The organism is Streptomyces sp. Ag109_O5-1 (assembly GCF_003814875.1).
GTDB lineage: Bacteria > Actinomycetota > Actinomycetes > Streptomycetales > Streptomycetaceae > Streptomyces > Streptomyces sasae.
In genome coordinates, this window is sequence record NZ_RKQF01000001.1 from 7,330,136 (window position 1) to 7,355,027 (window position 24,892).

General features: G+C 68.6%; 24 protein-coding genes. 18 read left to right on the top strand and 6 right to left on the bottom strand.

Going from position 1 to position 24,892, the window contains the following annotated elements; all coding sequences use genetic code 11:
* Positions 1 to 5: 5 nt before the first annotated feature.
* A complete protein-coding gene (locus EDD90_RS33240) occupies positions 6 to 4,565 on the bottom strand; it encodes an RHS repeat-associated core domain-containing protein (protein WP_123976580.1) in 4,560 nt (1,519 codons plus the stop codon).
* A 345-nt stretch (positions 4,566 to 4,910) separates the two neighbouring features.
* On the opposite strand from EDD90_RS33240, the gene EDD90_RS33245 reads away from it, so the two are divergent.
* Genes EDD90_RS33245 through EDD90_RS33270 form a run of 6 tightly spaced genes read left to right on the top strand, consistent with a single transcriptional unit; the run spans position 4,911 to position 9,605 of the window.
* Positions 4,911 to 5,570: a hypothetical protein gene (locus tag EDD90_RS33245; protein WP_260328272.1), complete on the top strand. Its 660-nt coding sequence runs from the start codon at positions 4,911 to 4,913 to the stop codon at positions 5,568 to 5,570.
* Positions 5,571 to 5,602: 32 nt separating this feature from the next.
* The gene (locus EDD90_RS33250) at positions 5,603 to 6,586 is read left to right on the top strand and encodes a hypothetical protein (RefSeq protein ID WP_398928658.1); all 984 of its coding nucleotides are present in this window, start codon (positions 5,603 to 5,605) and stop codon (positions 6,584 to 6,586) included.
* 40 nt (positions 6,587 to 6,626) lie between these two features.
* The gene (locus EDD90_RS33255) at positions 6,627 to 6,950 is read left to right on the top strand and encodes a hypothetical protein (RefSeq protein WP_123976582.1); all 324 of its coding nucleotides are present in this window, start codon (positions 6,627 to 6,629) and stop codon (positions 6,948 to 6,950) included.
* Positions 6,947 to 8,383, top strand: a complete 1,437-nt coding sequence (locus EDD90_RS33260) for a WXG100 family type VII secretion target (RefSeq protein WP_123976583.1) — start codon at positions 6,947 to 6,949, stop codon at positions 8,381 to 8,383. The genes EDD90_RS33255 and EDD90_RS33260 overlap by 4 nt, the downstream gene beginning before the upstream one ends.
* A gap of 19 nt (positions 8,384 to 8,402) precedes the next feature.
* Positions 8,403 to 9,005 carry a hypothetical protein gene (locus EDD90_RS33265; protein WP_123976584.1) on the top strand — a complete coding sequence of 201 codons (603 nt, stop codon included), beginning with the start codon at positions 8,403 to 8,405 and terminating at the stop codon, positions 9,003 to 9,005.
* Positions 9,006 to 9,008: 3 nt separating this feature from the next.
* Entirely contained in the window at positions 9,009 to 9,605 is a 597-nt protein-coding gene (locus EDD90_RS33270) for a hypothetical protein (RefSeq protein ID WP_123976585.1), read from the top strand.
* Positions 9,606 to 9,888: 283 nt separating this feature from the next.
* Here the strand turns inward: EDD90_RS33270 and EDD90_RS33275 are convergent, their stop codons facing one another.
* The 4 genes from EDD90_RS33275 to EDD90_RS33290 form a co-directional block, all read right to left on the bottom strand.
* Entirely contained in the window at positions 9,889 to 10,524 is a 636-nt protein-coding gene (locus EDD90_RS33275; protein WP_123976586.1) for a hypothetical protein, read from the bottom strand.
* A gap of 137 nt (positions 10,525 to 10,661) precedes the next feature.
* On the bottom strand, positions 10,662 to 10,991 hold the full coding sequence (locus EDD90_RS33280) for a hypothetical protein (protein WP_123976587.1): 330 nt from the start codon (positions 10,989 to 10,991) through the stop codon (positions 10,662 to 10,664).
* Between the two features lie 67 nt (positions 10,992 to 11,058).
* A complete protein-coding gene (locus EDD90_RS33285; RefSeq protein ID WP_123976588.1) occupies positions 11,059 to 11,241 on the bottom strand; it encodes a DUF397 domain-containing protein in 183 nt (60 codons plus the stop codon).
* 7 nt (positions 11,242 to 11,248) lie between these two features.
* Positions 11,249 to 12,100 carry a helix-turn-helix transcriptional regulator gene (locus tag EDD90_RS33290; RefSeq protein ID WP_123976589.1) on the bottom strand — a complete coding sequence of 284 codons (852 nt, stop codon included), beginning with the start codon at positions 12,098 to 12,100 and terminating at the stop codon, positions 11,249 to 11,251.
* A gap of 235 nt (positions 12,101 to 12,335) precedes the next feature.
* Between EDD90_RS33290 and EDD90_RS33295 the strand changes: the two genes are divergently transcribed.
* The 7 genes from EDD90_RS33295 to EDD90_RS33325 all read left to right on the top strand — a co-directional run bounded on the left by EDD90_RS33295 (position 12,336) and on the right by EDD90_RS33325 (position 17,823).
* Positions 12,336 to 12,815 carry an ATP-binding protein gene (locus EDD90_RS33295; RefSeq protein WP_123976590.1) on the top strand — a complete coding sequence of 160 codons (480 nt, stop codon included), beginning with the start codon at positions 12,336 to 12,338 and terminating at the stop codon, positions 12,813 to 12,815.
* Positions 12,816 to 12,901: 86 nt separating this feature from the next.
* Positions 12,902 to 13,258, top strand: a complete 357-nt coding sequence (locus EDD90_RS33300; protein ID WP_123976591.1) for a hypothetical protein — start codon at positions 12,902 to 12,904, stop codon at positions 13,256 to 13,258.
* Complete coding sequence (locus EDD90_RS33305) at positions 13,255 to 13,506, top strand: hypothetical protein (protein ID WP_123976592.1); 252 nt, start codon at positions 13,255 to 13,257, stop codon at positions 13,504 to 13,506. The genes EDD90_RS33300 and EDD90_RS33305 overlap by 4 nt, the downstream gene beginning before the upstream one ends.
* Positions 13,507 to 13,764: 258 nt before the next feature.
* Positions 13,765 to 14,718: a hypothetical protein gene (locus EDD90_RS55750; protein WP_185149298.1), complete on the top strand. Its 954-nt coding sequence runs from the start codon at positions 13,765 to 13,767 to the stop codon at positions 14,716 to 14,718.
* 166 nt (positions 14,719 to 14,884) lie between these two features.
* Positions 14,885 to 16,252, top strand: coding sequence for a NarK/NasA family nitrate transporter (locus tag EDD90_RS33315; protein ID WP_123976593.1), 1,368 nt, complete (start codon positions 14,885 to 14,887; stop codon positions 16,250 to 16,252).
* Between the two features lie 88 nt (positions 16,253 to 16,340).
* A complete protein-coding gene (locus EDD90_RS33320) occupies positions 16,341 to 17,513 on the top strand; it encodes a uroporphyrinogen-III synthase (RefSeq protein WP_123976594.1) in 1,173 nt (390 codons plus the stop codon).
* A 10-nt stretch (positions 17,514 to 17,523) separates the two neighbouring features.
* Positions 17,524 to 17,823 carry a hypothetical protein gene (locus EDD90_RS33325; protein WP_123976595.1) on the top strand — a complete coding sequence of 100 codons (300 nt, stop codon included), beginning with the start codon at positions 17,524 to 17,526 and terminating at the stop codon, positions 17,821 to 17,823.
* 72 nt (positions 17,824 to 17,895) lie between these two features.
* Here EDD90_RS33325 and EDD90_RS55755 read toward each other — a convergent pair whose 3' ends face one another.
* A complete protein-coding gene (locus tag EDD90_RS55755; protein ID WP_185149299.1) occupies positions 17,896 to 18,066 on the bottom strand; it encodes a hypothetical protein in 171 nt (56 codons plus the stop codon).
* Between the two features lie 279 nt (positions 18,067 to 18,345).
* Here EDD90_RS55755 and EDD90_RS33330 point away from each other — a divergent pair, with 279 nt between their 5' ends.
* From EDD90_RS33330 to EDD90_RS33350, 5 genes are all read left to right on the top strand, one after another.
* A complete protein-coding gene (locus EDD90_RS33330; RefSeq protein WP_123976596.1) occupies positions 18,346 to 18,948 on the top strand; it encodes an ABATE domain-containing protein in 603 nt (200 codons plus the stop codon).
* A gap of 377 nt (positions 18,949 to 19,325) precedes the next feature.
* The gene (locus EDD90_RS33335) at positions 19,326 to 19,847 is read left to right on the top strand and encodes a sigma-70 family RNA polymerase sigma factor (protein ID WP_010039908.1); all 522 of its coding nucleotides are present in this window, start codon (positions 19,326 to 19,328) and stop codon (positions 19,845 to 19,847) included.
* Positions 19,847 to 20,671: an anti-sigma factor gene (locus EDD90_RS33340; protein ID WP_311737229.1), complete on the top strand. Its 825-nt coding sequence runs from the start codon at positions 19,847 to 19,849 to the stop codon at positions 20,669 to 20,671. The genes EDD90_RS33335 and EDD90_RS33340 overlap by 1 nt, the downstream gene beginning before the upstream one ends.
* Before the next feature lie 60 nt (positions 20,672 to 20,731).
* Positions 20,732 to 23,077, top strand: coding sequence for a UvrD-helicase domain-containing protein (locus tag EDD90_RS33345; protein ID WP_185149301.1), 2,346 nt, complete (start codon positions 20,732 to 20,734; stop codon positions 23,075 to 23,077).
* 340 nt (positions 23,078 to 23,417) lie between these two features.
* On the top strand, positions 23,418 to 24,821 hold the full coding sequence (locus tag EDD90_RS33350; RefSeq protein ID WP_123976599.1) for an NAD-dependent malic enzyme: 1,404 nt from the start codon (positions 23,418 to 23,420) through the stop codon (positions 24,819 to 24,821).
* The last annotated feature ends 71 nt before the right edge of the window (positions 24,822 to 24,892 follow it).

A 24,892-nucleotide genomic window follows, 5' to 3' on the forward strand; every position in this document is an offset into this window, starting at 1 on the left:
CTGGATCACCCTGTGAATTCACCGACGTAGTAGAAAGTGCCGTAGTGGTCCGGCGTGTAATAAGCGGGCCCGGGGCCGTCCTTCGGGGTCAGCAGGCGTTCGGGGCCTCTGATCTCCTTGCCGCAGCCCGGGGCGCTGCACTGTGGGAGGTCGACCTTCGCGTTGACATCCCATTCCTTGTATTTGCCGCCCGGCAGAGCGGACAGGTTGTTACCCCAGTTCGCGTTGCCATGGTAACCGTCGACCTTCCCGATTCCTCCGGACCGGGCGTTGACCTTGTCCAGCATGTCCGCCGCCTTCTGCGGCGCGGGACCGGGAAGGATACCGAGGCCACCGGGGCTGCCGGTGTCGCCACCGTGCAGATGGCACAGAGGTGCGAGGCCCAGCGGGTCGGACCAGGTGTGCGGGTTGTGGACGTAGGCGACAGGGTTCGGCGCGGGGAGCAGACCGAGCGGGTCGGGGCTGGTGTAACGGGCGGTCTCGGGGTCGTAGTGCCGGTGGTGGTTGTAGTGGAGACCGGTCTCCGGGTCGTGGTACTGGCCGGGGAAGCGCAGGGGGGTGTACGCGCTCGCGTCCCGGTTCCAGGCGGTGGTTCCCCACAGAGTGGTCCGCGTGTGCCAGTGGACTTCCCCGGCCGGTGAGATCAGCTCGGTCGGGGTGCCGACGACATCGGTGACGATGGCAAAGAAACGCTCGTCGATGGTGTCCTGGGGCGCGGTGGCCGCCCAGACGCGCTCGCTCTGGCTCAGCGGGGTGAGGCCGTCGTGGTTCCAGGTCAAGGTGGTGTGCACGCCCATATGGCGTTGCTCGGTGGTCTGTTCGCAGAGCGCGTTGCCGTCCCAGGTGAAGACGGTGCGTTCCAGTACGGTCTCCCCGTCGGCGTCCAGACGAAGCTTCGCGGTTCTTCTGCCCAGGGGGTCGTAGGTATAGCGCCAGCGGCTGCCGTCGGGTGTGGTGACGGCTGTGAGCCGGTCCTCGGGGCTCCATTCGTACCGCCAGACGTCGGGCTTGCGGGAGAGTCTGGTCTTACGGCGCACGACCACCCGTCCCTGGGCGTCGTACTCGTAGTGGACACCGCCGGCCTGGGTCAGCCGGGTTCCCGTGTACTGCCGCGGGCCGGTGGCCTCGTGGCCCGGGTGGCTCGCGGGCCACTCGGCCTCCGTCTGGTTGCCGGCCGAGTCGTAGCCGTAGCGTTCGCTCCAGCCCGTCGCGTGGACCGTTGTGACGCGGCCCTGGACATCGAGGTCGAACCGCCGATCGCCAGTTCGTGCGTCCTGGACGCCGGTGAGGTAACCGTCGGCGCGGTAGACGTAGGAGCGCTCCGTGACCCGCCGGTCTCCGGCGGCGGTGCCGTGCTGCTGCACCAAGCGGTCGAGGCTGTCGTAGGCGCGGGAGAGGATGAGCGCGCCGTCGATGTGTCGGACGGTCTCACGGTCCGCCGCGTCGTGCTCGAAGTCGACGGTGTGCCCCTGGGTCGCCAGCCGGACGGTGCGCCCCGCGACGTCGTACGCCCAGTCGCTCTGTGCACCCGAAGGTGTGGTGCGCAGGGTGCGGTTTCCCGCGGCGTCGTAGCCGAAGCCGATGGTCCGGCCGTCGACGGTCTCCCGGACACGGCGGCCAGCCGCGTCCAGTTCCACGCGCAGTGTGCTGTCCGGCCCGACGGCCCCGGTCAGTGAACCGTTCGCCGTGTACGTGAAGTGCGTGACCGCGCCGTCCACGTCCTTCGCCGTGATCTGCCCCAGCGGGTCCCGCTTGTAACGGATGCTCTGGCCCAGAGCGTTGGTCCTGGTGGCCATGCGGCCGGCCGCGTCGTAGGTGTAGCGCGTGGTGCGGCCGTCGAAGTCGGACTCGGCGAGGAGCCGCCCGGCGGCGTCGTAGGTGTAGTTCCAGACCAGCCCCTGCGGGTTGGTCACCTGCGTGATCCGGAGGTCGGCGTCGTGCGTGAAGGCGAGACGCTCGCCTCCCGGTCCGGTACGGACACTGAGCCGGTCGAAGTGTGTGTACTCGAAGGTGCTCACCTGGCCGACGGCGTCGACATGACGGACGCAGTTGCCCTCGCCGTCGTACTCCCAGCTCTCGTGCGAGCCGTCCGGGTCGGTGCGGCTGACGGGCAGACCCTCGATGTTCCGCGCCAGGCGGGTCTCGTGGCCGAGCGCGTCCGTCACCGCCACGGTCAGGCCGAACGCGTTGTACGCGTACCGGGTCGTGTTGCCGAGACCGTCCGTTATCGCCAGCGGAAGGCCGGCCGCGTTGTTCGTGTAGGTGGAGACGCGGCCGGCCGCGTCCAGGGCCTCGACCAGACTGCCGTCTCCAGCACGGCGGAAACGCGTGGTCGAGCCCGTAGGATCGGTGACGGCGATGACGTTTCCGCGCTCGTCATTGGTGTACAGCCAGGTGGCGCCGTCGGGCATGACCAGCCTCGTGGGCCGGCGCCGCTCATCGTAGGCGATCCGGACGACCGAACCGTCGGGCCGGGTCACCTCGACCGGCTGTCCCACCTCGTTGTTCGCGAAGGACGTGCGGTACCCGAGTGGGTCCGTCGTCTCGATGACGTGCTGGTGGGCGTCGTAGGCGGTAGTCACCCTGCCGCCCAGTGGGTCTGACTCGGCGACGACTAGGCAGCGGTCGTCGATGATGAAGCGGGAGACGGCGCCCGCTGCCGTGGTGACGGTGGTGACACGGCAGCCGGGCCAGGCCGGGTCGACGCCGTCGTAGGCGAGACCGATCGAGATGTGCCCGGCCTCGCCGCCCTCGCTGAGGCAGCGGCCTAGGTTGTCGTAGGTGTAGTGGTAGCGGCTGTGGTTGGTGTCCTCCCACGAGGTGACACGCAGCCGGTCGTCGTAGGTGAAGCGCAGGGGCAGCCCGGAGGAGTTGATCGTCTCGGTGAGGTTGCCGTCGGTGTAGCGGTAGCGCTTGACGACGACGTCCGTGCCGTCGTCGCCGGCGTTGGCCAGGGTGAGCGTGCTGATCCGGCCCTCGTCCACGGCCAGCTTGAGGAGATAGCCGCCGGAGTGCCGGATGGAACGGGGCGTGCCCTGGTCGTCGTAGTCGAAGTCGATGGTGTGGTCGTTGCGATCCTCGATCCGGGTGAGCAGGGCGATGCCGTCGGGGACGGAGCGGGCGAAGTGGTGGGTGTGGCCGGTGAGGGGATCGGTGATGCGGTAGGTGCCGTCGTCGTGGCGGGTCAGAGGGCGGCGCGGTCCGGTCTCGGGCATCACCGGGGTGTGGGGTGCGGCGGGGTGGCGGTAGGCGAGCAGCAGGCCGTCCTCGGTGACGTGGACGATGCCCTGCTCGTCGATCTCCAGGCGCTGGTCGAGGGTGGAGGCCCAGGACGGTCCGAACCACCAGCCGCAGCGGTAGTCGGAGGCGACGCGGCGGGTCAAGGCAAGCGGCAGCAGGCCGGGCAGTTCGATGTCGGTCTGCAGGAGGTACATGGCGCCGGTGGCCATGTCGACGGGGTCGCTGCCCTTGGAACGCACCACACTCTTTAGCCGGTTGAACGCACCCTCGGCGCCCTCTGCCAGCATCCCCCGGGCGTTCTTACCGAGGCCGCGCATGACGAGGCTCATGGCCTTCATGCCGCCGCGGAGGTTCTTCATCTCCTTGAGGCTCTTGGCGAGTTTGCCCAGCGACGTGATGCCCTTGCCGCCGGGTATGCAGTCCATGGCCGCGAAGGCTACGTCCCATAGGGATGCCTGGCCTTTTGAGTATTTGTAGAGGGTGTCCGCGAGGACCACGAGGGCGGCGACCAGCACGATCGCGCCGAGGATCGGCCCGCCGATGATCATCGCGATGATGCCGACGATCGCAACGACGACCTTGCAGACGGTGACGATGGTGTCCCAGTTGTCCTCGAACCAGTGGCCGACGTCCTGCCACCAGTGCCGGTTCGGGATCCCCGCGTCCGACGCCTCGTCGATCTTCCGCTTCGCCTCACCCGCCGCCTCGTCGCGCATCTTCCGCGCGTCCTCGGCCATCCTCTTCGCCGCGTCGAGGGCGCTCTGCGCGGTGGTGACGTCCGACTGGGCCTTGGTGTGGGCGGACTTGGCGCTCTGCACGTCCCGGGTGGCGGCCCGCACCTTCGCCTCGTCCGGCTTGTCGGCGCTCGACTTGCTGCCGGTGGGGTCGTCCTTGTACTTGTCGGATTCCTTCGTCGCCTGCGTCACCCACGAATCGGCCGAGGAGAGACGGGACTTGGCGGAGGACAGGTCGGACTGGGCCTCCTTCGCCTTGGCGAGGGCCTTGTCGGCGAGTGCCTGGGCGCGCTCCAGCTTGGGCCAGTAGTCCGCGAGGGCGTCGCCGCACAGCTCGTAGGACTTCTTCAGCTTCTTCAGGTTCTTCGGGACGTCCTTGAACTGCTCCTTGAACACCTCGGCCGATTTACCGGCCCACTGCAGGAGCGTGTCCTCGCCGGCCATGCCCTTGACCAGACGCAGGGCGTCGGAGACGTCGTCGGCGAAGGTGTGCAGCTGGGTGGCGAGGGTGCGGACGCGCTGCGGATCGCCGGGGGTCGGGTCCCTGTCGAGGTCGAGTGGATGCCAGTCCGCCGGTCGGTACCCCGCCATGTCCCGCAACCCCCGTCGCGTTCGCCCCGTCAACAACGCTGATCGCTGGCGAAGTTACAGGTCCGGTCGGTTGGAAGTGAAGGCCGTCCCGTGATCAAAGGGGGGAGCAACGGCTGCGAGCGTAACTCTTTGCAGGGGCCAAGCGTGCGGCCACGGACTGCTGTCGCCATGTCACAGTCTGGCAACCAATACCCCGTCGAGTAACTGCAGTTGACCCCTTATTACCCTGCTTCTGCACACTTCGTAGGAACGGCGTTCAGTCGTTCGCTCTGGTGTCTTCGGCGCTAATCCGGCTACCGTATCCGGTGCTTTCTTCGACATCACCCGCCCCATCAGGAGCCCACTGTGACCCGCCGCCCTCGCCTGCTCACGACAGCAACCGCCGGAGTGGCGGTGGCGCTTCTGCTCGCCGGCTGCGGCGGAGGGGGAGGAAGTTCCAAGGCGAATGACAAGATCGCGGGAGCGGACACGGGGTCGTCGGCACCGGGTTCGCCCAGTACTTCGGCTTCGGCGACTGAGCCGGGGCGGCCGAAGATCACGTTGCCGTCGGATATGACGTTGACCTTCGAGGGCGGCCAGACGGGGGACGCGGTGAAGGACGCGGTGCTCGCGGACGGTGCGGAAAGGGCGCGGGCGGAGGACGCCGCTATCACCGGGACAGATCCCAAGGGTGCGGGACTCGCCTACTACAACACCGGTAAGGCTCTTGAGGCCACGCTGTCCTGGGTTGCCCAGTTCAAGAAGGCCAATGTCACGATCACCGGCGTTGTCCGGTACTACGACCGCAAGGTGACGCTCAAGAGCAAGACGTCGGCCATCCTCACGTTCTGCGGTGATGAGAGCAAGGGCTTCAGCAAGAACAAGAAGACCGGAAAGATCAACAAAACGCCTGTCAACAAGGACAGCTACGTCTCGTACAACACGAGGCTCGACAAGAACTCCGACGGCGTCTGGCAGACATCGCAGATTATTTCCATCAGGGGGGCAGCTCAGTGTCAGCCGTAGCCAGAGGAACCGCATGTGCTTTCGTCGCCGGCATTGTGTTGTGGACCTCCGGGCCGGCGGCTTGGGCCACCATCACTCCTGGGGGAGGCTCTGGCACCAACAGCCAGGTGAACGGTGATCAGAAGAACGGCGAGCTTTCCGCGACCGCCGGTGCCGTCGTCTACGACCTTTCCAAGAACGGTTCCGGGACGTCGACCGGGGCGGTGACGCCGACCACGACGTGGACCCCGCCGGCCTGTTACTACGCGCCCAAGTACTCACCTGATGCGCTTGAGGCCTATCTGACACCGATCTGGGAGGCCGACTCGACGGGTTACGAGTGGGATGCCTCGCAGCGCGATCGCTACGTCAACGGGCACCCGTACAAGGATTTCAACAAGGACAAGGCCGGTAAAGGCTACTGGTGGGACTCGTACGTCACGAAGGGTCGTGAGGGAGACCCCGGCGCACTCGACTGCACGAAGCCCATCTTCTGGGTGGACACAGGAAACAAGCCGCCGGCCGACATCCCCCAGGCGGTCACCCCGGAGATCCTCTCCCAACTCGCCTACAACGAGATCCGCGTACCCGGTACGAAGGTGACCCTGGCCCCGGCGGACAAGACGAAGGTCAACCTTCCCACCTGGGCCTGGCTGGACAGCGCCGCGTTCAGGCCGGTCTCCGTCACTGCGTCCGTCCCCGTGTTGGGCATCAGCGCCACCACCACCGCCACGCCGTACTCACTCGAGATCGACCCCGGTACCTCGGATGCGGTGACGTATCCGTCCTCGGGTGTCTGCGAATTCAAGAACGGCAGCATCGGTGAGGCCTATGCCAAGGGGAAGGCCGACGAGACGCCACCCTGTGGGGTGAAGTACCTGCGGTCCTCGGGCACGGGCTCGTACCCGCTCAAGGCCACGATCACCTGGAAGATCAGCTGGACCGGCACAGGAGGGTCGGGCGGACCCCTGGACGACGGGACTTTCGGGGCCACCCAGGATGTCATCGTGCAGGAGATCCAGTCCGTCAACAGGTGAGGGATGCGTCAGCCGGGGCGTCCCGGCTGTAGGAGGCGTCATGGGGGACAGGACCCGGATCGACGATCTCGACGTGCTCAAGACCGTTTCCACGGGCATCACGAAGATCGTCGATGAACTGGGGCGGCTCGACGACAAGGACAAGTACGGCTGGAGCCGTGAGGTCATCGGTCATGAAGAACTCACCGACCGGCTCGACGACTTCGCCGGTAACTGGGACTACAAGCGGGGGAAGCTCGAAGGGGAGTTGAGCAAGCTCGCGGGGATCACGAAGGCCGCGTCCGAGGCGTACGAACAGATAGACACCGACCTCGCCAACGCGGTCCGCAAACAGGAGCAGAAGCCCCAGAAGCAAGGCGGATGATGTCCCGACCCAAGGACTGGTCGCCGGTCGAACTGGACTCGGATCCGGTGTCTGGAGACCCCGATGCCGTAGCGAAGCTGGGTCGGCGCTTCCGTTCGGTGGCCGATGCCATCAGGAAGCAGACAGGCAACATCGAAGCCCTCTGCGGTGTGGAGGGTTGGCAGAGCGACGCGGCCGACGAGTTCCGCAAGACGGCTGAGGGGACCGTCGGACGGCTGAAGAAGGTCCTGGACCGCTTCGAGACGGCTGCCGACCTCCTGGGCGAGCAGGCCGACCTGCCGGACGAGAAGTACGCCTCCGTCCTGTCGTCATCCCAGCAGGCGGCGGACAAGGCCCGCAACGACGCCGAACGTGACCGCGAGGAGCGGGACCGACTCGGAAAATCGCTCGATGCCCTGGACAAGTCCGCGGACGACTACGAACAGAAGAAACACGACCTGACGACGAAGCGGGACGAGGTCGACGGTCGTATTCAGGACGCCATCAAGCGGGTGCACGCCGCCAAGAACGCCCGCAACCGGGCCGGGGAGAAGGCGGCCCGGGCACTGGAAGCGCTCATCGACCACGACAAACTGAAGGACTCCACCTGGGAGAACATCAAGGGGGCACTGAAGAGCGTCGCGGACATCGCCGGCTGGGTGGCGACAGCCTGCGCCCTCGCTTCGCTGTTGGTGGGCTGGATCCCGGTGATCGGCTGGGCCCTGGCGGGTGTACTGGACGCGATCGCTCTGCTTGCGACGGTGGTGTCCCTCGCCTGCCACCTGGTGCTCGTCTTCTCCGGTGACGCGAGCATCGCCGACCTGGTCCTGGACGGCGTGGCACTGCTGACGCTCGGGCTGGGGCGGGCCGCGTTGAGCGCGGGCAAGGCGGCTGCGGCGGGCGTGCGGGGTGTTCAGACGGCGAGCCGCTCCGCCCGTGCGGACTTCCTCGCCGCCAACACGCTGACCGGTAGATCGGCTAAGGCGGCCAACACGCTGAAGGGCAAGGCCACCAAGGTCGCCAACGAGGCCGCCGAAGAGGCGTCACGGAGACTCGCGGGTGACCTGCCCGGAGCTTTCGGGAAACTGCGGGAGTTCCAGCATGTTCTGAATCCCGGGGTGGTCTACAGGGACACGGTGGACGCGGTGAAGGGACTCAAGGACTTCAAGGATGCCGGCAAGCTGTTCGGCAGGGACGCCTGGCGGGGAGTCCGGCCCTTCGGGAACCCGGAGTGGGTCGAGTCCAGCAAGGCGCTGAAAGAGGTACCGATTCTCGGGAAGTTCGAAAGCATGGGCGGAATGAAGTTCACCGACTATGTGCGGTCCGCCGGACAGAGGTGGCTCGGGTACACCGTCGCGGCCACCGCCATCGACGGAAATGACAAGCTCCACGGCCTCACAGAATGGGATAATCCGTACAACAAGTGGAAGTCCGCTTGGACGGTGGGCTCGTGACAGGCAGAAGGATTCCCGAGTGAGCGACGACGTGGCGTGGCAGTGTCTGATCGCCGAGCCCGAAGGCAGCATCAGACTTCCCGTGGGCCAGGACGCGGAGTTCGGGGAGTGGTCCAAGCAGGCGGCCCGGAATCACCTGGGTGCAGACGCACCGCGAAGTGAACTCCGCGAGCTGGCATCGTCGTTGGCGCGCGTGGCGGCCACGGCCGAGCTGGGGGATCCCACCTTCGCCTACGCCTTTGTGATCGATGCGGCGAAGGCGTTGACCGCCGTGTACGAGGTCCACGACTACGACGGCGATGGATACCGCTCCGTGGATCGTCTGCAGGATCTCCTGGCGGACGTCCTGCCCTCGTCCCCCGAGCGCCGCAGCGTGACCGAGGTGAACCTGCCGGTCGGTCCCGGTGTACGGGTTCAGGAACTTCTCTCGGTCGAGACGGGGTCGCTCTTCAAGAAGAAGACGATGACGGAGACGGTCACTTACGCGGTGATCCCGCCACAGGTCGACAACATCCTGGTCCTCCGGATGACGTGGACGAACCTCGTCTTCGGCGAAGCGCTGCTGGAGTTGGCGCAGACACTGGCCGAGTCGTTGGAACTTGCCGAGATCAAGGAAGGCTGAGGAATGGCGGATGCCGTCGCCGACGGCGGCCGTACCGACGGAGAAAACGTCCCGCCGAGCGATTACGGCCTGGTCGTTCCTGACGGCTGGTTCAGGATTCCACTCGAACCCGACGGCTGGAAGGCTCCGATTCGCGCACTTGCCGATCGGGTCTTCGAGGGCCAGGACGATGCCGTCCTGCTCAAGCGGGAATTCGTCAAGGCCGTACGCACTCGTGCGGAAGAGGGCTACAAGAACGGCGGCGTCGAGCTCTACATCTCGACGACCTCTGTCGGCCCGGTGCCCCTGTCCTCCTCTCTCCTCGTCACCGTCGCCCCTGATGGGGAGGACGTCCGCCTCGCAGCGAGGGGCCGGTCCCAGGAGATCACCGACGTCGTTCTCCCCTTCGCGGGACCCGCGACCATGCGGCGCACCCGTACCGTGCCGGACGCCGACGACTCGACGGGCAACCAACTGCCTGTGACGGTCGTCGACTACGCGGTCAAGGTGCCGAACACCCAAGCCGTCCTACTGCTCACGTTCTCGACGTCCTTGGACATGTTCGCCGACGCCCTGGTCGACCTGTTCGAGGCGGTCGCCAAGTCACTGCACTGGAAGTGACCACCGCCTGCCCAACCGCCGCATCCGGATCACCGAGAAGCTGACATCAGACAGGAGCAGCGCCAACTGCGGGGCCTCGAGTTCATGTGTCCCGCCCACGGTGGCCATCCTCGTCACCACGGCCGTAGTCTGCTCGCATCGACAAGGGCGACACGCGGATCGGCAAGGCCCGGAACTTCGACCGCAAGGTGATGCTGTCCGAGGCTAAGGTCGACGGAACTCCGATGGTGTCTGGCGGACCACCGACATCGTCTCGCAAGGGGGAGACTGCTGGCGGCAGTAGTTACTCGTCGAACCACGCCACCAACCGCACGTTCTCATCGCCGTGCACCCCCGCCAGCGTCTCCATTGCCGCCCATACCGGGGCCCATGGTCCGTCCTCGGGGACCGCGTCCCGGCGGCAGGCGCGTTCGGCTCGGTAGAGCGTGGTGCCCGTGGTCCACTCCGTGCCCTCCGGATAGTCGTCGGCCAGGTCCGTCGGCGACGTCGTCAGTGTGTTGATGCCGCTTGCTCTGGCGAAGGCTCTGCTCCAGTCGTGGTGGTGGATCAGGCGCAGGGTGCCGTCCGGGGCGCGGTGGTAGCGGGTGATGTGCGTGGTGAGGGGGATCGCCGGTTCCGTCCAGTCGACCGCCCTCGCCTCCGGCCAGGTCAGCCAGGTCTCCGCGAAGGCCGAAGCGGCCCAGGTGGCGTGTTCGGCGTGGACCTCGGGGGACGTGTCCGGCGGGAGGCCGCGGTTCGCCGCCACCGGGCGCCACATGGCCTGGAAGTCGCGTACTCCGAAGAGGCAGGCGAAGCCGTCGTAGTCCCTCGGCATGCCCAGCATTGAGAGGCTGATCGCCCGGCACCATGCCGTCGCGTCGTAGTCCAGGCCATCCCGCCAGGTGCGGCACTCCACCCAGCCGTGGATGTCTGTTCCCATGGGCCCGATTGTGCCAAGGAGCGCTGAGGTTCGCTTCAGCTGGCTTCGTCCTGCACGCAGTCTTCCGACGCGCAGCCGCACACTCCTCCACGCATGGTGGCATGGCAATGCTACTGACCGGACGGCGCGCACCGCGCTCAAGCCTCTGGCGCCCAGTAGGACGAGTCCTTGGGTGGTGCGGGGCGGGCGCGCAGGGTGGACAGATCGAAGCCCTCGTCGCCCTCATCGCCGGTGGGCAGGCGCCCGGACTCGTTCGGGTAGTAGTACAGGCCGTACGACCAGTACTCCGGGAACTCGTGGCACATGAGATCGGGGTACGCAGAGATCTCCGCGTCGTGATACCGCTCGTTGATCCTTGCCACGGCTTCCGCCCGGGAAATGCCGAACCGCGAGATCATCTCGTTCGCGATGTCCCGGAAGTACTCGACCATGCCCTCGTCGAGATCCATCAAGAATTCCGCTGTCATGGTGTCGGAGGTTCTACTCGCCGATATATGGAACCCAGGCCGGGTGAGAGTGGCGGGAACTTGGGGATCAGAGCTTGGGTTGCGCCGTGTGGGAAACGAAGTGGGCCCAGGCGTGAGGTTTGACGGTGAGGTGAGGGCCGTCGGTGTTCTTCGAGTCGCGGATGTGGATGGCCGCGAGGGTGTGGGCTATCTCGATGCAGTTCGAGGCGTCGGGGCTGTACGTGGACTTCTGCCAGTGAAATTCGGACACGGTTCCCTCAGATGGTCTTGGCGATGTTACGGATCAGGTCACGGGACTCTGCGGGTTCGAGCGCGTTTTCCTCCATGCGGTCGAGCACAAGACCGTACTTCTCCAACTGAGCCTCGGCATAGAGGAATTCACACCCATGGTGGGTGTCCAGCTGAACGGTGTCGAGCTGAGGCACCGGCCCCATCAGATAGTCGACGGACTGTCCCGTACCGGGGAAGGAGCCCCTGCCGAACGGGATGACCCGCAGAGTCACATGCCCCGACTCGCTCATGTCCAGCAGATGCTTGAGCTGAGCGCGCATCGTGGCGGGGCCGCCGAATCCCATGTGCAGTGCACACTCGTGGATCACCGCCGTGTACTGGGGCGGGCTCTCGCGGTGCAGGATTTCCTGCCGCTTGATGCGATGGCTGACCCGGTGCTCGATCTCGTACTGCCGCAGCGCGGGCACGGCTTCCTTGAAGAGGGCCCGGGCATAGTCGGTCGTCTGGAGCAGCGCGGGGATGTGAATCACCAGAGCGACACGCAGCGCCACTGCATGGTGCTCCAACTCGGCGAGGTCGATGAGGCCAACTGGCAGATGGTCGCGGTAGCCATCCCACCAGCCGCGAGTACGCCGACCTGTCATCGCGGCCAGCGCGTCCACAAGGGCCTGGTCCGAGCAGGCGTAAGCCCGCGCCATGGAGCGCAGTCGGTCGGCGCCGACCGGAGTGCGGCCGGTCTCGATCATGCTGACGCGTGCCTGGTTGACGCCGAGCAGTTCACCGGCACTCGTGGCGGTGAGTCCGGCCCGCTCCCGCAGTCTGCGCAGCTCAACACCCAGCCGTCGCTGTCGGAGCGTGGGGCTGTCGGTGGGTGGCACGCCGTCTCCTTCCTGGCCGCGACGCGGCGCTGTGCTCCCTCACACGAGTGAAGCATGGATGCATCCAGGGAATTACGTTAGATGCATCTATCCATCGGCCCTACGGTAGTAACGCACCGCCCAACTTCCCCGCCCACAAGCCGGAAGCGCACCATCCCAGGCAGAGCCACCGCCGGGCGCGGCCGTCGAGCGAGCCCCAAGTTCCCTTCGCCCCCTTCTCCCGTCGGAGGTCTCCATGGGCACCGTATCCCTGCCTGACACCTGGGTGTACGCCCTTCGCCTGCCACACGATCCCCGCGCGGCACGCGTCGCACGCATGACCGTACGGGCGGCGTTGAGCAGTCACGGCAGACAGGAAATCCTCGACGTCGTCGAGCTGCTGACCTCGGAGCTGATCACCAACGCCTACCGGCACACGAACGGCCCCGCCTCTCTCCGCCTGACCGCCCTCGCTGACGGCCGGCTCCGGGTCGGGGTCTGGGACCGTCACCCGGGCATCCCCGCTCCGTTCGGCGAGACTCCCTGGGACAGCGCCCGGCCAGCCACGCCGGACGCGGAGCAGGGGCGCGGGCTGCATCTCGTACAGGAGTACGCCGACTCCTGGGGCGGCTGGCCCATCGGAGACGGCGGCCCGCTCGACCGCGGTGCGGGGAAACTGCTGTGGTTCGAGGTGGGGGGCTGGAAAGCCGAGGGATCGCGGAAGGTTGTCGCGTGATGCCGCCACTACGTCGTGAGGCCACGTCGTTGTCCGTGGTGGCCAGTACGGTGGGGGTAGGAAGTGTAGGAAGGAGGAGTCGCCACATGACCACGCAACCCGACCATGGTCATGAGCTGATCCCGCGCCCCGAGCCGACCCCCGACGCGGTTCGTGTCGCGCTGGCGCGTATCGCCCCGCACCGGCTGGGTGAGATGGAACAGCAGAAGGAACAGGCGCTGGCGGCTGCCCTCCAGGACGGCAAGATCGGTCACCTCCAGCACTGGCTCGTCTATTGGCGGGCTCGCGTGGAGATCGAACGACGGCCTGATCTCCGGTCCCGCCATCAGGCCGCGCTCGCATCTCTGCACAGCACCGACAGTCGCTCCGACCCCGAGTTCCGGGCGGCGATGGCGGAACTCCGGGCAGTCGAGGACGAGGCCCAGCAGGCGGTGTCCGGGTGACCTGGCGTTGGGAGTACGACCCCGACGAGGAGTACGTCGTCGGTGGCTCTCCCCCCGCCTTCGTTGCCGAGATCGAGAAGCAGGCCGACGAGCTGGTCCGTGCCGCGGCCGCGTTCTACCTCGACGGCTCCACATACCAAGAGGTCGGGCCCAAAGGGAACGTCGTGCATGTCCCCGGCGGATTCTTCCTGTATCTGATCGTCCCGCGGCACGAGTGCCTGTACGTCCACCAGGTGACGTACCTGTGACAGGGCTGACTGATCGCTGACCGGCCAGGAGACGGATTCGATCACTGCGGGCAGCTGGCTGCGTGACGAGTGGGGGCATGCCGCGTCGCATGTCAGCATGAGCCGGGAGCTGCCGGCCGGTTTGGAGTTCTTGAGCGGATCGCGTCAAGGGAGAGACAAGTTCGGCTCCTTCAGGCCTAGTTGGGTTCAGTGGTTCCTTGCTGCGTGGCAGGATGCCTCGGTTGCGCAAGTGAAGAGCGGATCAGGGGAGTGGACGCTGTGAGCACGCGGCAGGTACGGAAGATGTTCCAACTGATGGCCAGTGGCGAGCCCGTCGAGCTCACCAACGCCTGGTCCTCCGTGAAGAAGCTCGCCCGGCTCGCCTTCATCGCCCAGCAGTTCGGGTACGAGTACGCCGACGCCCGCCACACCGGCTCCCGCAACAGCGTGCTGAAACTCCTCATCGTGCCGGATCACAGCCCGCAGGGCCGGGCGCGCGCCGCGCAGAACTGGGCGCAGTACCCGAACGCCACCGACGGTGTCTCGCTGCCGCCTCTCGTCCCCGACGCCGTCGAACTCCTCAAGGCCCGCATCCAGTTCGACCTCACTGGGAAGAACGCCGAGAAGCGGTTGCTGTTCTCGGCCGGTGCCATCACCCTCGGGCTGGTCTTCGCCGCCGTGCGCAACGGCGGCGGCACGGGCCCCGTCGTCATCTCCGGGGTGGTGTGGATCATCGCCATGGCGGTCATGGGGCTCGGGTTCTTCGTCACGCGCGGGCGCAACGCCAAGTTCGCGCAGCGGCTCCAGGCCGCCGGGTTCATGCCGGTGACGGGCGAGGGCGGGCGGGTGCGGTATCTGCCGCCCGGTACTCCGATGCCGATGCCAGCGGCGACGCCGACGCCGATGCCGATGCCGGCCGCCCCGGTCCAGCAGCCTCCCTATCAGCCCCAGCAGCAGCCGTGGCAGCAGCAGGCCGGCCCCTACGGCCCGTACGGCGGGCAGAGCGGTCAGGGCCCGTACGGCGGGGCCGGTTACGGTCAGCAGCCGCCCGCGCCCTACGCTCCCGGTCCCTACGCCCCGCCCCCGCCGGCCCCCGGTCCCTACGCCCCGCCCCCGCCGGCCCCCGGTCCCTACGCCCCGCCCCAGCAGCCCCCCGGCCCCTACGCCCCGGGCCCCTACCACCACCAGCAGCCCTCCCACCAGCCCCAGCAGCCGCCGTACCCCGGCCCCTGACGCGCCCCTCTCCCCGGACCTCTCACCCGCCCTCCGCGCAGGGTGAGAGCAACGTTCCTTTCCGGTCACCCACAGCCACAGTGCGGAAACGCCGTCTCCCTACCTTCGGGCTCAGTCACTCATCCCAAGTCGGCAGACCGAGCACGCGGAGCACCGTGGAGGCGTCATGACAGCCCCAGCCCCTACTTCCCGTAGTCGCTGGATCCAGGAGTGGGATCCGGAGGACGAGGCGTTCTGGCAGGAGAAGGGGGAGAAGATCGCCCGGCGGAACCTGGTCTTCTCCGTCCTCTCCGAGCACATCGGGTTCTCCATCTGGACCATGTGGTCCGTGCTGGTGCTGTTCATGGGCCCGGCGTACGGGCTCACACCGGCCGACAAGTTCCTGCTGACGTCGATGGTCACCCTGGTCGGCGCGGTCGTCCGGGTGCCGTACACCTTCGCCGTCGCGCTCTTCGGCGGCCGGAACTGGACGATCATCTCCGCCGGCCTCCTCCTCATCCCCACCGTCGCTGCGTTCGCGGTGATGAAGCCGGGGACGTCGTTCGACACGTTCCTGCTCGTCGGGCTGCTGGCCGGTATCGGCGGTGGCAACTTCGCGAGCAGCATGACCAACATCAACGCCTTCTTCCCGCTCCGGAAGAAAGGGTGGGCGCTCGGGCTCAACGCCGGTGGCGGCAACATCGGCGTGCCCGTGATCCAGCTGGTGGCCCTCGCGATCATCGGGGCGAGCGGCGGGCCGCGCGTGCTGCTCGGCATCTACATCCCGCTGATCCTCGTCGCCGCCGTCCTCGCCGCGCTCTTCATGGACAACCTCGCCACCGTGAAGAACGACACCGGCGCCGCGATCGACGCCGCCAAGGACGCTCACACCTGGATCATGTCCTTCCTCTACGTCGGGACGTTCGGGTCGTTCATCGGGTACGCCTTCGCCTTCGGGCAGGTGCTCCAGGTGCAGTTCGGGCGTACGCCGCTGCAGGCCGCCTACCTCACCTTCATCGGCCCGCTGCTCGGCTCCCTCATCCGGCCCGTCGGCGGCTGGCTCGCCGACAAGTACGGCGGCGCGAAGATCACCCTGTGGAACTACGTCGGCATGGCCGCCGCCACCGGCCTCCTCATCGTCGCCAGCATCGAGAAGTCGCTGCCGCTCTTCGTCACCGTCTTCGTCGTGCTGTTCGTGCTCAGCGGGCTGGGGAACGGGTCCACCTACAAGATGATCCCCGGCATCTTCCAGGCCAAGGCGTTCGCCAAGGGGCTCACCGGTGACGAGGCCGCGGCCTACGGGCGGCGGCTGTCCGGGGCCTCCATGGGCCTCATCGGGGCCGTCGGCGCGCTCGGTGGCGTCGGCATCAACCTCGCCTTCCGGCAGTCGTACCTGTCCTACGGCAGCGGCACCGGAGCCTTCGTCGCCTTCCTGGCCTTCTACGGTCTGTGCTTCGCCGTGACCTGGGCCGTATACCTTCGCCGGCCCGCCGCGCAGGGGCAGGCCACAGCTGCCACCGAGGCAAAGGCGCAGCTCAGCTACGCCGAGGTGTGACGTAACACTGGTGACATCAAGTCGAACCGAGCCTGTCACGGACCGTTGACAGGCTCGTTCGGCATGCGGGTCAGCTAGGAGAGCAGCCATGTACCAGCAGGAACAGCAGCGACCGGACGACGGCGGCGGCGGTCAGCACGGGCCCCTCGCGGGATTCACCGTGGGGGTCACGGCCGCGCGCCGGGCCGACGAGCTCGGGGCACTGCTCCAGCGGCGCGGTGCCGCCGTGCTGCACGCCCCCGCCCTGCGCATCGTGCCGCTCGCCGACGACGGCGAGCTCCTCGCCGCCACGAAGGAGATCATCGACCAGGCGCCGGACGTGGTCGTGGCGACCACCGCGATCGGGTTCCGGGGGTGGGTCGAGGCCGCCGACGGGTGGGGCTTCGGCGAGCAGCTGCTGCAACGGCTGCGGAACGTCGAGCTGCTCGCCCGCGGTCCCAAGGTGAAGGGCGCCATCCGGGCCGCCGGGCTGACCGAGGAGTGGTCACCGTCCTCCGAGTCGATGGCCGAGGTGCTCGACCGGCTCCTGGAGGAGGGCGTCGACGGCCGCCGGATCGCCGTACAGCTGCACGGGGAGCCGCTGCCCGGGTTCGTGGAGTCGCTGCGGGCCGCCGGCGCGGAGGTGCTGCCGGTGCCGGTGTACCGGTGGATGCCGCCGGAGGACCTCGGGCCGGTGGACCGGCTGCTGGACGCCGTGGTGTCGCGCTCGGTGGACGCCATCACCTTCACCAGCGCGCCCGCCGCCGCCTCGCTGCTGTCGCGCGCCGAGCACCGGGGGCTGCAGGGCGAACTGCTCGCCGCCCTGAACCACGACGTCGTACCCGCCTGTGTCGGCCCGGTCACCGCGCTGCCGCTGCAGGCCCTCGGCGTCGACACGGTCCAGCCGGAACGCTTCCGGCTCGGCCCCCTCGTACAGCTGCTCTGCCAGGAACTGCCCTCGCGCGCACGGGCGTTGCCGGTCGCCGGGCACCGGATGGAGATCCGGGGGCACGCGGTCCTCGTCGACGGCGCGCTGAAGCCGGTGCCGCCCGCCGGGATGTCCCTGCTGCGGGCGCTCTCCCGGCGGCCGGGCTGGGTGGTGGCCCGCGCCGAACTGCTGCGCGCGCTGCCGGGCGCGGGCCGGGACGAGCACGCGGTGGAGACGGCGATGGCCCGGCTGCGTACGGCCCTGGGCGCGCCGAAGCTGATCCAGACGGTGGTCAAGCGCGGCTACCGGCTCGCGCTGGACCCGGCGGCGGACGCGAAGTACGCCGACGTGTGAGACTGCGGCCGTGGAGTGGTACGGAGTGCGATGCGTCTTCCGGCACCTTGCCCTCGGTGTGTACGAGGAGCGGGTGACGCTGTGGACCGCGCGGTCGTTCGACGAGGCGATCGCGCGGGCGGAGACCGAGGCGCGCGAGTACTGCGAGGTGCTCGAAGACGTGGAGTACGTGGAGCTCGCGCAGGCGTTCCTCCTGGACGAGGTGCCCGGCGAGGGCGTGGAGGTCTTCTCGCTCATGCGGGAGAGCGAGCTGCCCCGGGGGGAGTACGTGCGGCGGTTCTTCGCCACAGGGGACGAGCGGACCGGCTGAGAGCCGTACGACGTCAGCGGACCGGCTGAACGTCGTACGACGTTACGGGGATCGTCTGAGCGTCGTACGACGTTATGGGGATCGTCTGCCGGCCGGCGGGCCGTAGCGGGCGGCCACCGGCTCGCCACTCGGGTCCGTTTCGCCCCGGGCGCGCCGGGCGCTCGCGGCCGGAGCCAGGGCCAGGCTGCCGGCCCCCAGCAGTACGGCCGCCGCCATCGCGACGACCCGGGTGTGCATGCTCATGAACGTTTCCCTTCTGAACCGCCGTCCCCCGGCGGGGTCCCCCTGGGGCGGCTCGCTGTGCGTTCGCAGGAGACAGGGTCACGGCCGGGAGCGGGGGAGGCGAGGCCTGCCGGGGTCCCCGGACCGAACGGGGACGGCCCGCGCCGTACGCACCGGAGTCCCCGGCGGGCGCGGGTCGTACGGGAACCTCGTGGAACACCGGTACGAGGGCTTCCGGCCGCCCGCCGAGCCGGGCACTGTGAAGGGACACGGTTCGCTGTCCTAGGCGGTGACAGGCACATGGCACTGGGTACGGCCGCGGCCCCCTACGAGCTGCGCTTCGACGCCGGGCGGATCTGCCTGGACCTGCTCGCGACCGCGCATCCCGGCGAACGGCTCGACTCGCCCGGGGCGTTGCGGGCCTGGATCCACGGCTCGGGACTCGTCCCGCCGGGCACCCCGCTGGCGCACACCGACACCGGCTGGCTCCTCGGCTTCCGCGAACTAAGACGACATGTGGCGCAGTTGGTGCGAGAACGGAACACCGTGGGGACCCGGTCGTACGATCTCGCCCTCGCCCTCGACCGCGTCAACGACCTGGCCCGCGCCGCCGCACCCCCGGCACCGTGCGCCGTGCCCGGCGAGGACGGTTGCCTCGTGCGGGAGTTGGCCGAACCGCCGGAGTGCGCCGCGCTGCTCGCCGCCGTCGCCCGGGACGCCGTGGAGCTGCTCACCGACCCTGTCGCGCGGGCGGCCGTCCGGGAGTGCGAGGGCGACAACTGCCCCCTCGTGTACCTGGACACCTCGCGGGGGCGCAGGCGCCGCTGGTGCTCCAGCGAGGTCTGCGGAAACCGCGAGCGGGTGGCCCGGCACCGGCGGCGCGCCGCATTGACCCGCGCCTGATTCCGGTGGAGCCACTCGGCCGCCTCTTCGGCACCCGCCGCCCAACTCCTGTCCCATTCACGGCTTCTGTCGGATCTTCATCGAAGCTCCGCCGAAGTGATTTCGGCAACACTCCGTTTGGTGACGGGCGCGTACGGGCAGCCCGCCCGCCGTCGACGTTGTGTCGGAAATGTAAAGATCACGCGGTGGGAATGTGTGCTCATGTCCCGGTCGTCATGTCACCTCGCGGAAAAATGTGGGGTCTTGTTGAACACACCGCGAGTCACTTCCGTACCGGTGGGGGAGCGACCGACTGGGGGAACCCCCGGACACCGGAGGTGGGCGTGCGCAAGGATGCGGCCGTGGCCAATGAACATGGATCGAGGGCCCGACATCGCATGTCCCAGCCCTCGGAACCAGATGAGGAGCTGATGCGTGCCCTGTACAGGGAGCACGCCGGACCACTCCTTGCGTATGTCCTCCGGTTGGTCGCCGGTGATCGGCAACGCGCCGAGGACGTCGTGCAAGAGACACTCATCCGTGCCTGGAAGAACGCCGGCCAGCTCAATCGAGCGACCGGATCGGTACGCCCCTGGCTGGTGACGGTCGCTCGCCGCATCGTCATCGACGGTCACCGCAGCCGGCAGGCCCGGCCGCAGGAGGTCGATCCGTCGCCGCTGGAGGTCATCCCCGCGGAGGACGAGATCGACAAGGCGCTGTGGCTGATGACGCTGTCTGACGCTCTCGACGACCTGACCCCGGCCCACCGGGAGGTGCTCGTCGAGACGTATTTCAAGGGGCGTACCGTCAACGAGGCGGCCGAGACGCTGGGCATACCCAGCGGCACCGTCCGTTCACGGGTCTTTTATGCCCTGCGTTCGATGAAGCTCGCACTGGAGGAGCGGGGGGTGACGGCGTGATGAGTGTGTACGGGGGGCACGGCGGATTCGGCACAGGTGGTGCGGGTATGTCTGGTGCCATGCAGGAATCTCCGGTGCCCAATGAACACGAGACCGTCGGCGCGTATGCGCTGGGGATTCTCGACGATGCCGAGGCAACCGCTTTCGAGGCCCATCTGGCCGGGTGTGAATGGTGCGCCCAGCAGCTCGACGAGCTGGCCGGAATGGAGCCCATGCTGGCCGCCCTGGCCGATCTGCCGGGCTCCGGATCCACACCGTCCATCGGTGAGTCGCTGTCCGCCAGGCCCAGCCCGCGGATGGTGGAGAAGCTGGTCGTGGAGGTCGCCGAGAAGCGGAAGGTCCGCAGTCGGCGCAACATCTTCGCGCTGGCCGCCTCGGTCGTGCTGATCGCCGGCGGCACGATGGCCGGCGTGGCGCTGAGCGGCTCGGACAGCAGCAACAACAGCACGGACATGGCCATGGGCCCCGCCCAGGCGGCCTTCCAGACCATGACCGACAAGAAGACGGCCACGGACCCGACGACGCATGTCACCGCGACCGTCGCTCTTGAGAAGAAGGACTGGGGCACCCACGCGGTCCTCCAGCTCAAGAACGTGCCCGGCCCGAACAAGTGCTCGCTCATCGCCGTGGGCAAGAACGGCGAGCGCGAGACGGTGACCTCCTGGTCCGTTCCGAACTGGGGATACGGCCTCACGGACGCCAAGACGGAGAAGGCCAAGGAGCCTCTCTACGTCCACGGCGGAGCCGCCTTCACCCCCAGCCAGATCGACCACTTCGAGATCATGACGTTCGGCGGGAAGAAGCTGGTCTCGGTCAGCGCGTAGCTTCAGCGGGCCCCCTTCGCGTACGGTTGACGGCTGCCCAGCACGTCAGAAGGGGGCCCGGTGGCCGCTCAGGCTCAGCAATCCGCGGTCGGTTCTCACGCCTCCGAACAGGATTCCGTCCAGGACTCGGTCCAGGACTCCGTTCGGGACCGTGAGATCAGCGTCGAACAGGAACACCTCGACCGGGTGTACCGGCGTCTCGAGGAGAAGATCCACGAGGCCGAGTTCCTGATGAACGACGCGGCCAAGCGCGGTCAGGTAGGCACGCCCGGCGCACTCGCCGAGCGGGACGCCCAGGTCTTCCGGGCGGGCGTCCACCTCAACCGGCTCAACAACGAGTTCGAGGACTTCCTCTTCGGCCGGATCGACCTGCTCCTCGGCAAGGACGGCAAGAAGGGCCCCGACGGCGCCTACACGGCCGTGGAACCCGCCGAGGGCGCCGTCCGCGCCGACAACACCGCGGACATCGCCGAGACCCTGCACATCGGCCGTATCGGCGTCCTCGACCAGGACTACGCGCCGCTGGTGATCGACTGGCGCGCCCCGGCCGCCGCGCCCTTCTACAGGTCCACTCCGGTGGATCCCGGGCGTGTCGTACGACGCCGGGTCATCCGCTCCAAGGGCCGCCGGGTCCTCGGGGTCGAGGACGACCTGATGCGTCCCGAGCTCACCGCCCGCCTCGAAGGCCGCGAACTGCCCGTCATCGGCGACGGCGCCCTGATGGCCGCCCTCGGCCAGGCCCGCAGCCACACCATGCGGGACATCGTCGCCTCCATCCAGGCCGAGCAGGACCTGGTCATCCGCGCCCCCGCCGCCTCCGTCACCTACGTCGAGGGCGGTCCGGGCACCGGGAAGACGGCCGTCGCCCTGCACCGCGCCGCCTACCTGCTCTACCAGGACCGGCGCCGGTACGCGGGCGGCATCCTGATCGTCTCCCCGACCCCGCTGCTCGTGGCGTACACCGAAGGGGTTCTGCCGTCTCTCGGCGAGGAGGGCCAGGTCGCCATCCGCGCCATCGGCTCCCTCGTCGACGGCGCCGAGGCGGCCCTCTACGACACCCCGGCCACCGCCCGCGCCAAGGGCTCCTCCCGGATGCTCCGGGTGCTGCGCAAGGCCGCCCGCGGAGCCCTGGAGCTGAACGATTCACCCACCCGGCTCAGGGTCGTCGCCTTCGGCCGCCGCCTGGAGCTGGAGGCCGAGGAACTCGACCGGATCAGACACAACGCCCTCGGCGGCACCGCCCCGGTCAACCTGCTGCGCCCCCGCGCCCGCAAGCTGCTCCTCGACGCCCTGTGGAACCGCTCCGGCGCGGCCGGCCGGCACACCGACCCGGAGCTGGCGGCCGAACTGCGCTCCTCCTTCGACGAGGACATCCTCACGGAGGACCCCTTCATCGCGTTCCTCGACGCCTGGTGGCCGGAGCTCACCCCGCAGACGGTCCTCACCGCGATGGCCGACGAGCGCCGGCTCGGCCGCTGGGCCCGCCGCATCCTCAACCCCGGCGAGATCCGCAGGGTGGCCCGCTCCCTGAAGCGGGACGGCCACACCGTGCACGACATCGCCATGCTCGACGAGCTCCAGGCCATCCTCGGCGCCCCCGTCCGCCCCCGGAAGAAGCGCGAGGCGGACCCGCTGGACCAGCTCAGCGGTCTGGAGGAGCTGATGCCGGTCCGCGAGGAGTCCCAGCGCGAGCGCGCCGAGCGGCTCGCCCAGGAGCGCGTCGAGTACGCCCACGTCATCGTCGACGAGGCCCAGGACCTCACCCCGATGCAGTGGCGGATGGTCGGCCGCCGCGGCCGGCACGCCACCTGGACGGTCGTCGGCGACCCCGCCCAGTCCTCCTGGTCCGACCCGGACGAGGCGGCCGAGGCCCGCGACGAGGCCCTCGGCTCCCGCCCGCGCCGCCGCTTCGAGCTCACCGTGAACTACCGCAACCCGGCGGAGATCGCCGAGCTCGCTGCCAAGGTGCTGGCCCTCGCCATGCCCGGCTCCAAGTCCCCGTCGGCCGTCCGCTCCACCGGCGTCGAACCCCGCTTCGTGGCCATGGACGGCGGCACCGGCGTGGGCGACGCGCTGGAGCGGACCGTGCGCGCGGAGGCCGAGCGGCTGCTGGACCTGGTCGACGGCACGGTCGGCGTGGTCGTCGCCATGGACCGGCGCGCCCAGGCCGCCCGCTGGCTCGCCGGGCTCGGCGACCGGGTGGTGGCCCTCGGCAGTCTGGAGGCCAAGGGACTGGAGTACGACGCGACGGTCGTCGTCTCGCCCGCGGAGATCGCCGACGAGTCCCCGGCGGGCCTGCGCGTGCTGTACGTGGCCCTCACCCGGGCGACCCAGCAGCTGACGGTGGTCTCGGGCGACCGGGACGAGCCGGACGCGGCCGGGGTGCCGGACCTGCTGCGGGACTGAGGGCAGGGGCTGCGGGCATGACCCGTTCGGCTCGGTGTTTCCTGTGAAGTGGCCGGACGGGAATGGCCGCACGGGATCCGTTTGTTAGCCTTGTCGTGACACCGGCTCGATCCAAGCCCCCGGGCCCAACCTTCGTCGCTACGAGCGACCACTTGCCGCGAGGCGAGCATGGCGGGTCGGTGTCATGAACGTCGAAGAGGCCCGCGTCACACTGTGACGTGGGCCTCTTTTGCGCGCGAACATTACGTACGAAACCAGGTCCGGCTAACGCCTACCCGGCGGTAGGTGCGACGATCGGACGGCAAAACCCGCGACACGGTGAAAACGAAGGAAGTCGGCCATGGCAACGGCGCCCAGCGTCTCCTACTCGATGACCATCCGGCTGGAGGTGCCCGCGAGCGGAACCGCCGTCTCGCAGCTCACCACCGCCGTGGAGTCCTCCGGAGGCTCGGTGACCGGCCTCGACGTCACCGCGTCCGGCCACGAGAAGCTCCGTATCGACGTCACCATCGCGGCCACCTCGACCGCGCACGCCGACCAGATCGTGGAGCAGCTGCGCCACATCGAGGGCGTCACCCTCGGCAAGGTCTCCGACCGTACGTTCCTGATGCACCTCGGCGGCAAGATCGAGATGCAGTCCAAGCACCCCATCCGCAACCGTGACGACCTCTCCATGATCTACACCCCGGGCGTGGCCCGCGTGTGCATGGCGATCGCGGAGAACCCCGAGGACGCGCGCCGCCTCACCATCAAGCGCAACTCCGTTGCGGTCGTGACGGACGGCTCGGCGGTGCTGGGCCTCGGCAACATCGGCCCGAAGGCCGCCCTCCCGGTCATGGAGGGCAAGGCGGCCCTCTTCAAGCGGTTCGCCGGCATCGACGCCTGGCCGCTGTGCCTGGACACCCAGGACACCGACGCGATCGTCGAGATCGTCAAGGCGATCGCCCCCGGGTTCGCCGGCATCAACCTGGAGGACATCTCCGCCCCCCGCTGCTTCGAGATCGAGGCACGGCTGCGCGAGGCCCTCGACATCCCCGTCTTCCACGACGACCAGCACGGCACCGCGATCGTCGTCCTCGCCGCCCTGACGAACGCACTTCGCGTCGCGGGCAAGGCGATTGAGAACATCCGGGTCGTCATGTCCGGCGCCGGCGCGGCCGGTACGGCCATCCTCAAGCTGCTGATCGCGGCCGGCGTGAAGAACGCCGTCGTCGCCGACATCCACGGTGTCGTGCACGGCGCCCGCGAGGACCTCGTCGGCGCCCCGGCCGACTCGCCGCTGCGCTGGATCGCCGACAACACCAACCCCGAGGGCCTCACCGGCACCCTCAAGGAGGCCGTGCGCGGCGCGGACGTGTTCATCGGCGTCTCGGCCCCGAACGTCCTCGACGGCGACGACGTGGCCGCCATGGCCGAGGGTGCGATCGTGTTCGCGCTCGCGAACCCCGATCCCGAGGTGGACCCGGCGATCGCCCGCCAGACGGCCGCCGTGGTGGCCACCGGCCGCTCCGACTTCCCCAACCAGATCAACAACGTGCTGGTCTTCCCGGGTGTCTTCCGCGGTCTGCTGGACGCACAGTCCCGTACGGTGAACACGGACATGATGCTCGCGGCCGCGAAGGCCCTCGCGGACGTCGTGACCGAGGACGAGCTGAACCCGAACTACATCATCCCCAGCGTCTTCAACGAGAAGGTCGCGGGCGCGGTGGCGGGCGCGGTGCGCGAGGCGGCGAAGGGCGCGTAAGCGCCCCTTTGGGGGCGCGGGGAACTGCGCGACAAGCCCCCACCGGCCGGCACTCGAATCGCGACGCATCC

Excerpts from the sequence above, each read along its gene's own strand:
- EDD90_RS55755 (WP_185149299.1), bottom strand. The coding sequence starts at position 18,066 with ATGAGCATGCACACCCGGGTCGTCGCGATGGCGGCGGCCGTACTGCTG.
- EDD90_RS33280 (WP_123976587.1), bottom strand. The coding sequence starts at position 10,991 with ATGACAGCGGAATTCTTGATGGATCTCGACGAGGGCATGGTCGAGTAC.
- EDD90_RS33275 (WP_123976586.1), bottom strand. The coding sequence starts at position 10,524 with ATGGGAACAGACATCCACGGCTGGGTGGAGTGCCGCACCTGGCGGGAT.
- EDD90_RS33295 (WP_123976590.1), top strand. The coding sequence starts at position 12,336 with ATGGGCACCGTATCCCTGCCTGACACCTGGGTGTACGCCCTTCGCCTG.
- EDD90_RS33350 (WP_123976599.1), top strand. The coding sequence starts at position 23,418 with ATGGCAACGGCGCCCAGCGTCTCCTACTCGATGACCATCCGGCTGGAG.
- EDD90_RS33270 (WP_123976585.1), top strand. The coding sequence starts at position 9,009 with ATGGCGGATGCCGTCGCCGACGGCGGCCGTACCGACGGAGAAAACGTC.
- EDD90_RS33255 (WP_123976582.1), top strand. The coding sequence starts at position 6,627 with ATGGGGGACAGGACCCGGATCGACGATCTCGACGTGCTCAAGACCGTT.
- EDD90_RS33240 (WP_123976580.1), bottom strand. The coding sequence starts at position 4,565 with ATGGCGGGGTACCGACCGGCGGACTGGCATCCACTCGACCTCGACAGG.
- EDD90_RS33320 (WP_123976594.1), top strand. The coding sequence starts at position 16,341 with ATGTACCAGCAGGAACAGCAGCGACCGGACGACGGCGGCGGCGGTCAG.
- EDD90_RS33330 (WP_123976596.1), top strand. The coding sequence starts at position 18,346 with ATGGCACTGGGTACGGCCGCGGCCCCCTACGAGCTGCGCTTCGACGCC.
- EDD90_RS33300 (WP_123976591.1), top strand. The coding sequence starts at position 12,902 with ATGACCACGCAACCCGACCATGGTCATGAGCTGATCCCGCGCCCCGAG.
- EDD90_RS33335 (WP_010039908.1), top strand. The coding sequence starts at position 19,326 with ATGTCCCAGCCCTCGGAACCAGATGAGGAGCTGATGCGTGCCCTGTAC.
- EDD90_RS33260 (WP_123976583.1), top strand. The coding sequence starts at position 6,947 with ATGATGTCCCGACCCAAGGACTGGTCGCCGGTCGAACTGGACTCGGAT.
- EDD90_RS33315 (WP_123976593.1), top strand. The coding sequence starts at position 14,885 with ATGACAGCCCCAGCCCCTACTTCCCGTAGTCGCTGGATCCAGGAGTGG.
- EDD90_RS33340 (WP_311737229.1), top strand. The coding sequence starts at position 19,847 with ATGAGTGTGTACGGGGGGCACGGCGGATTCGGCACAGGTGGTGCGGGT.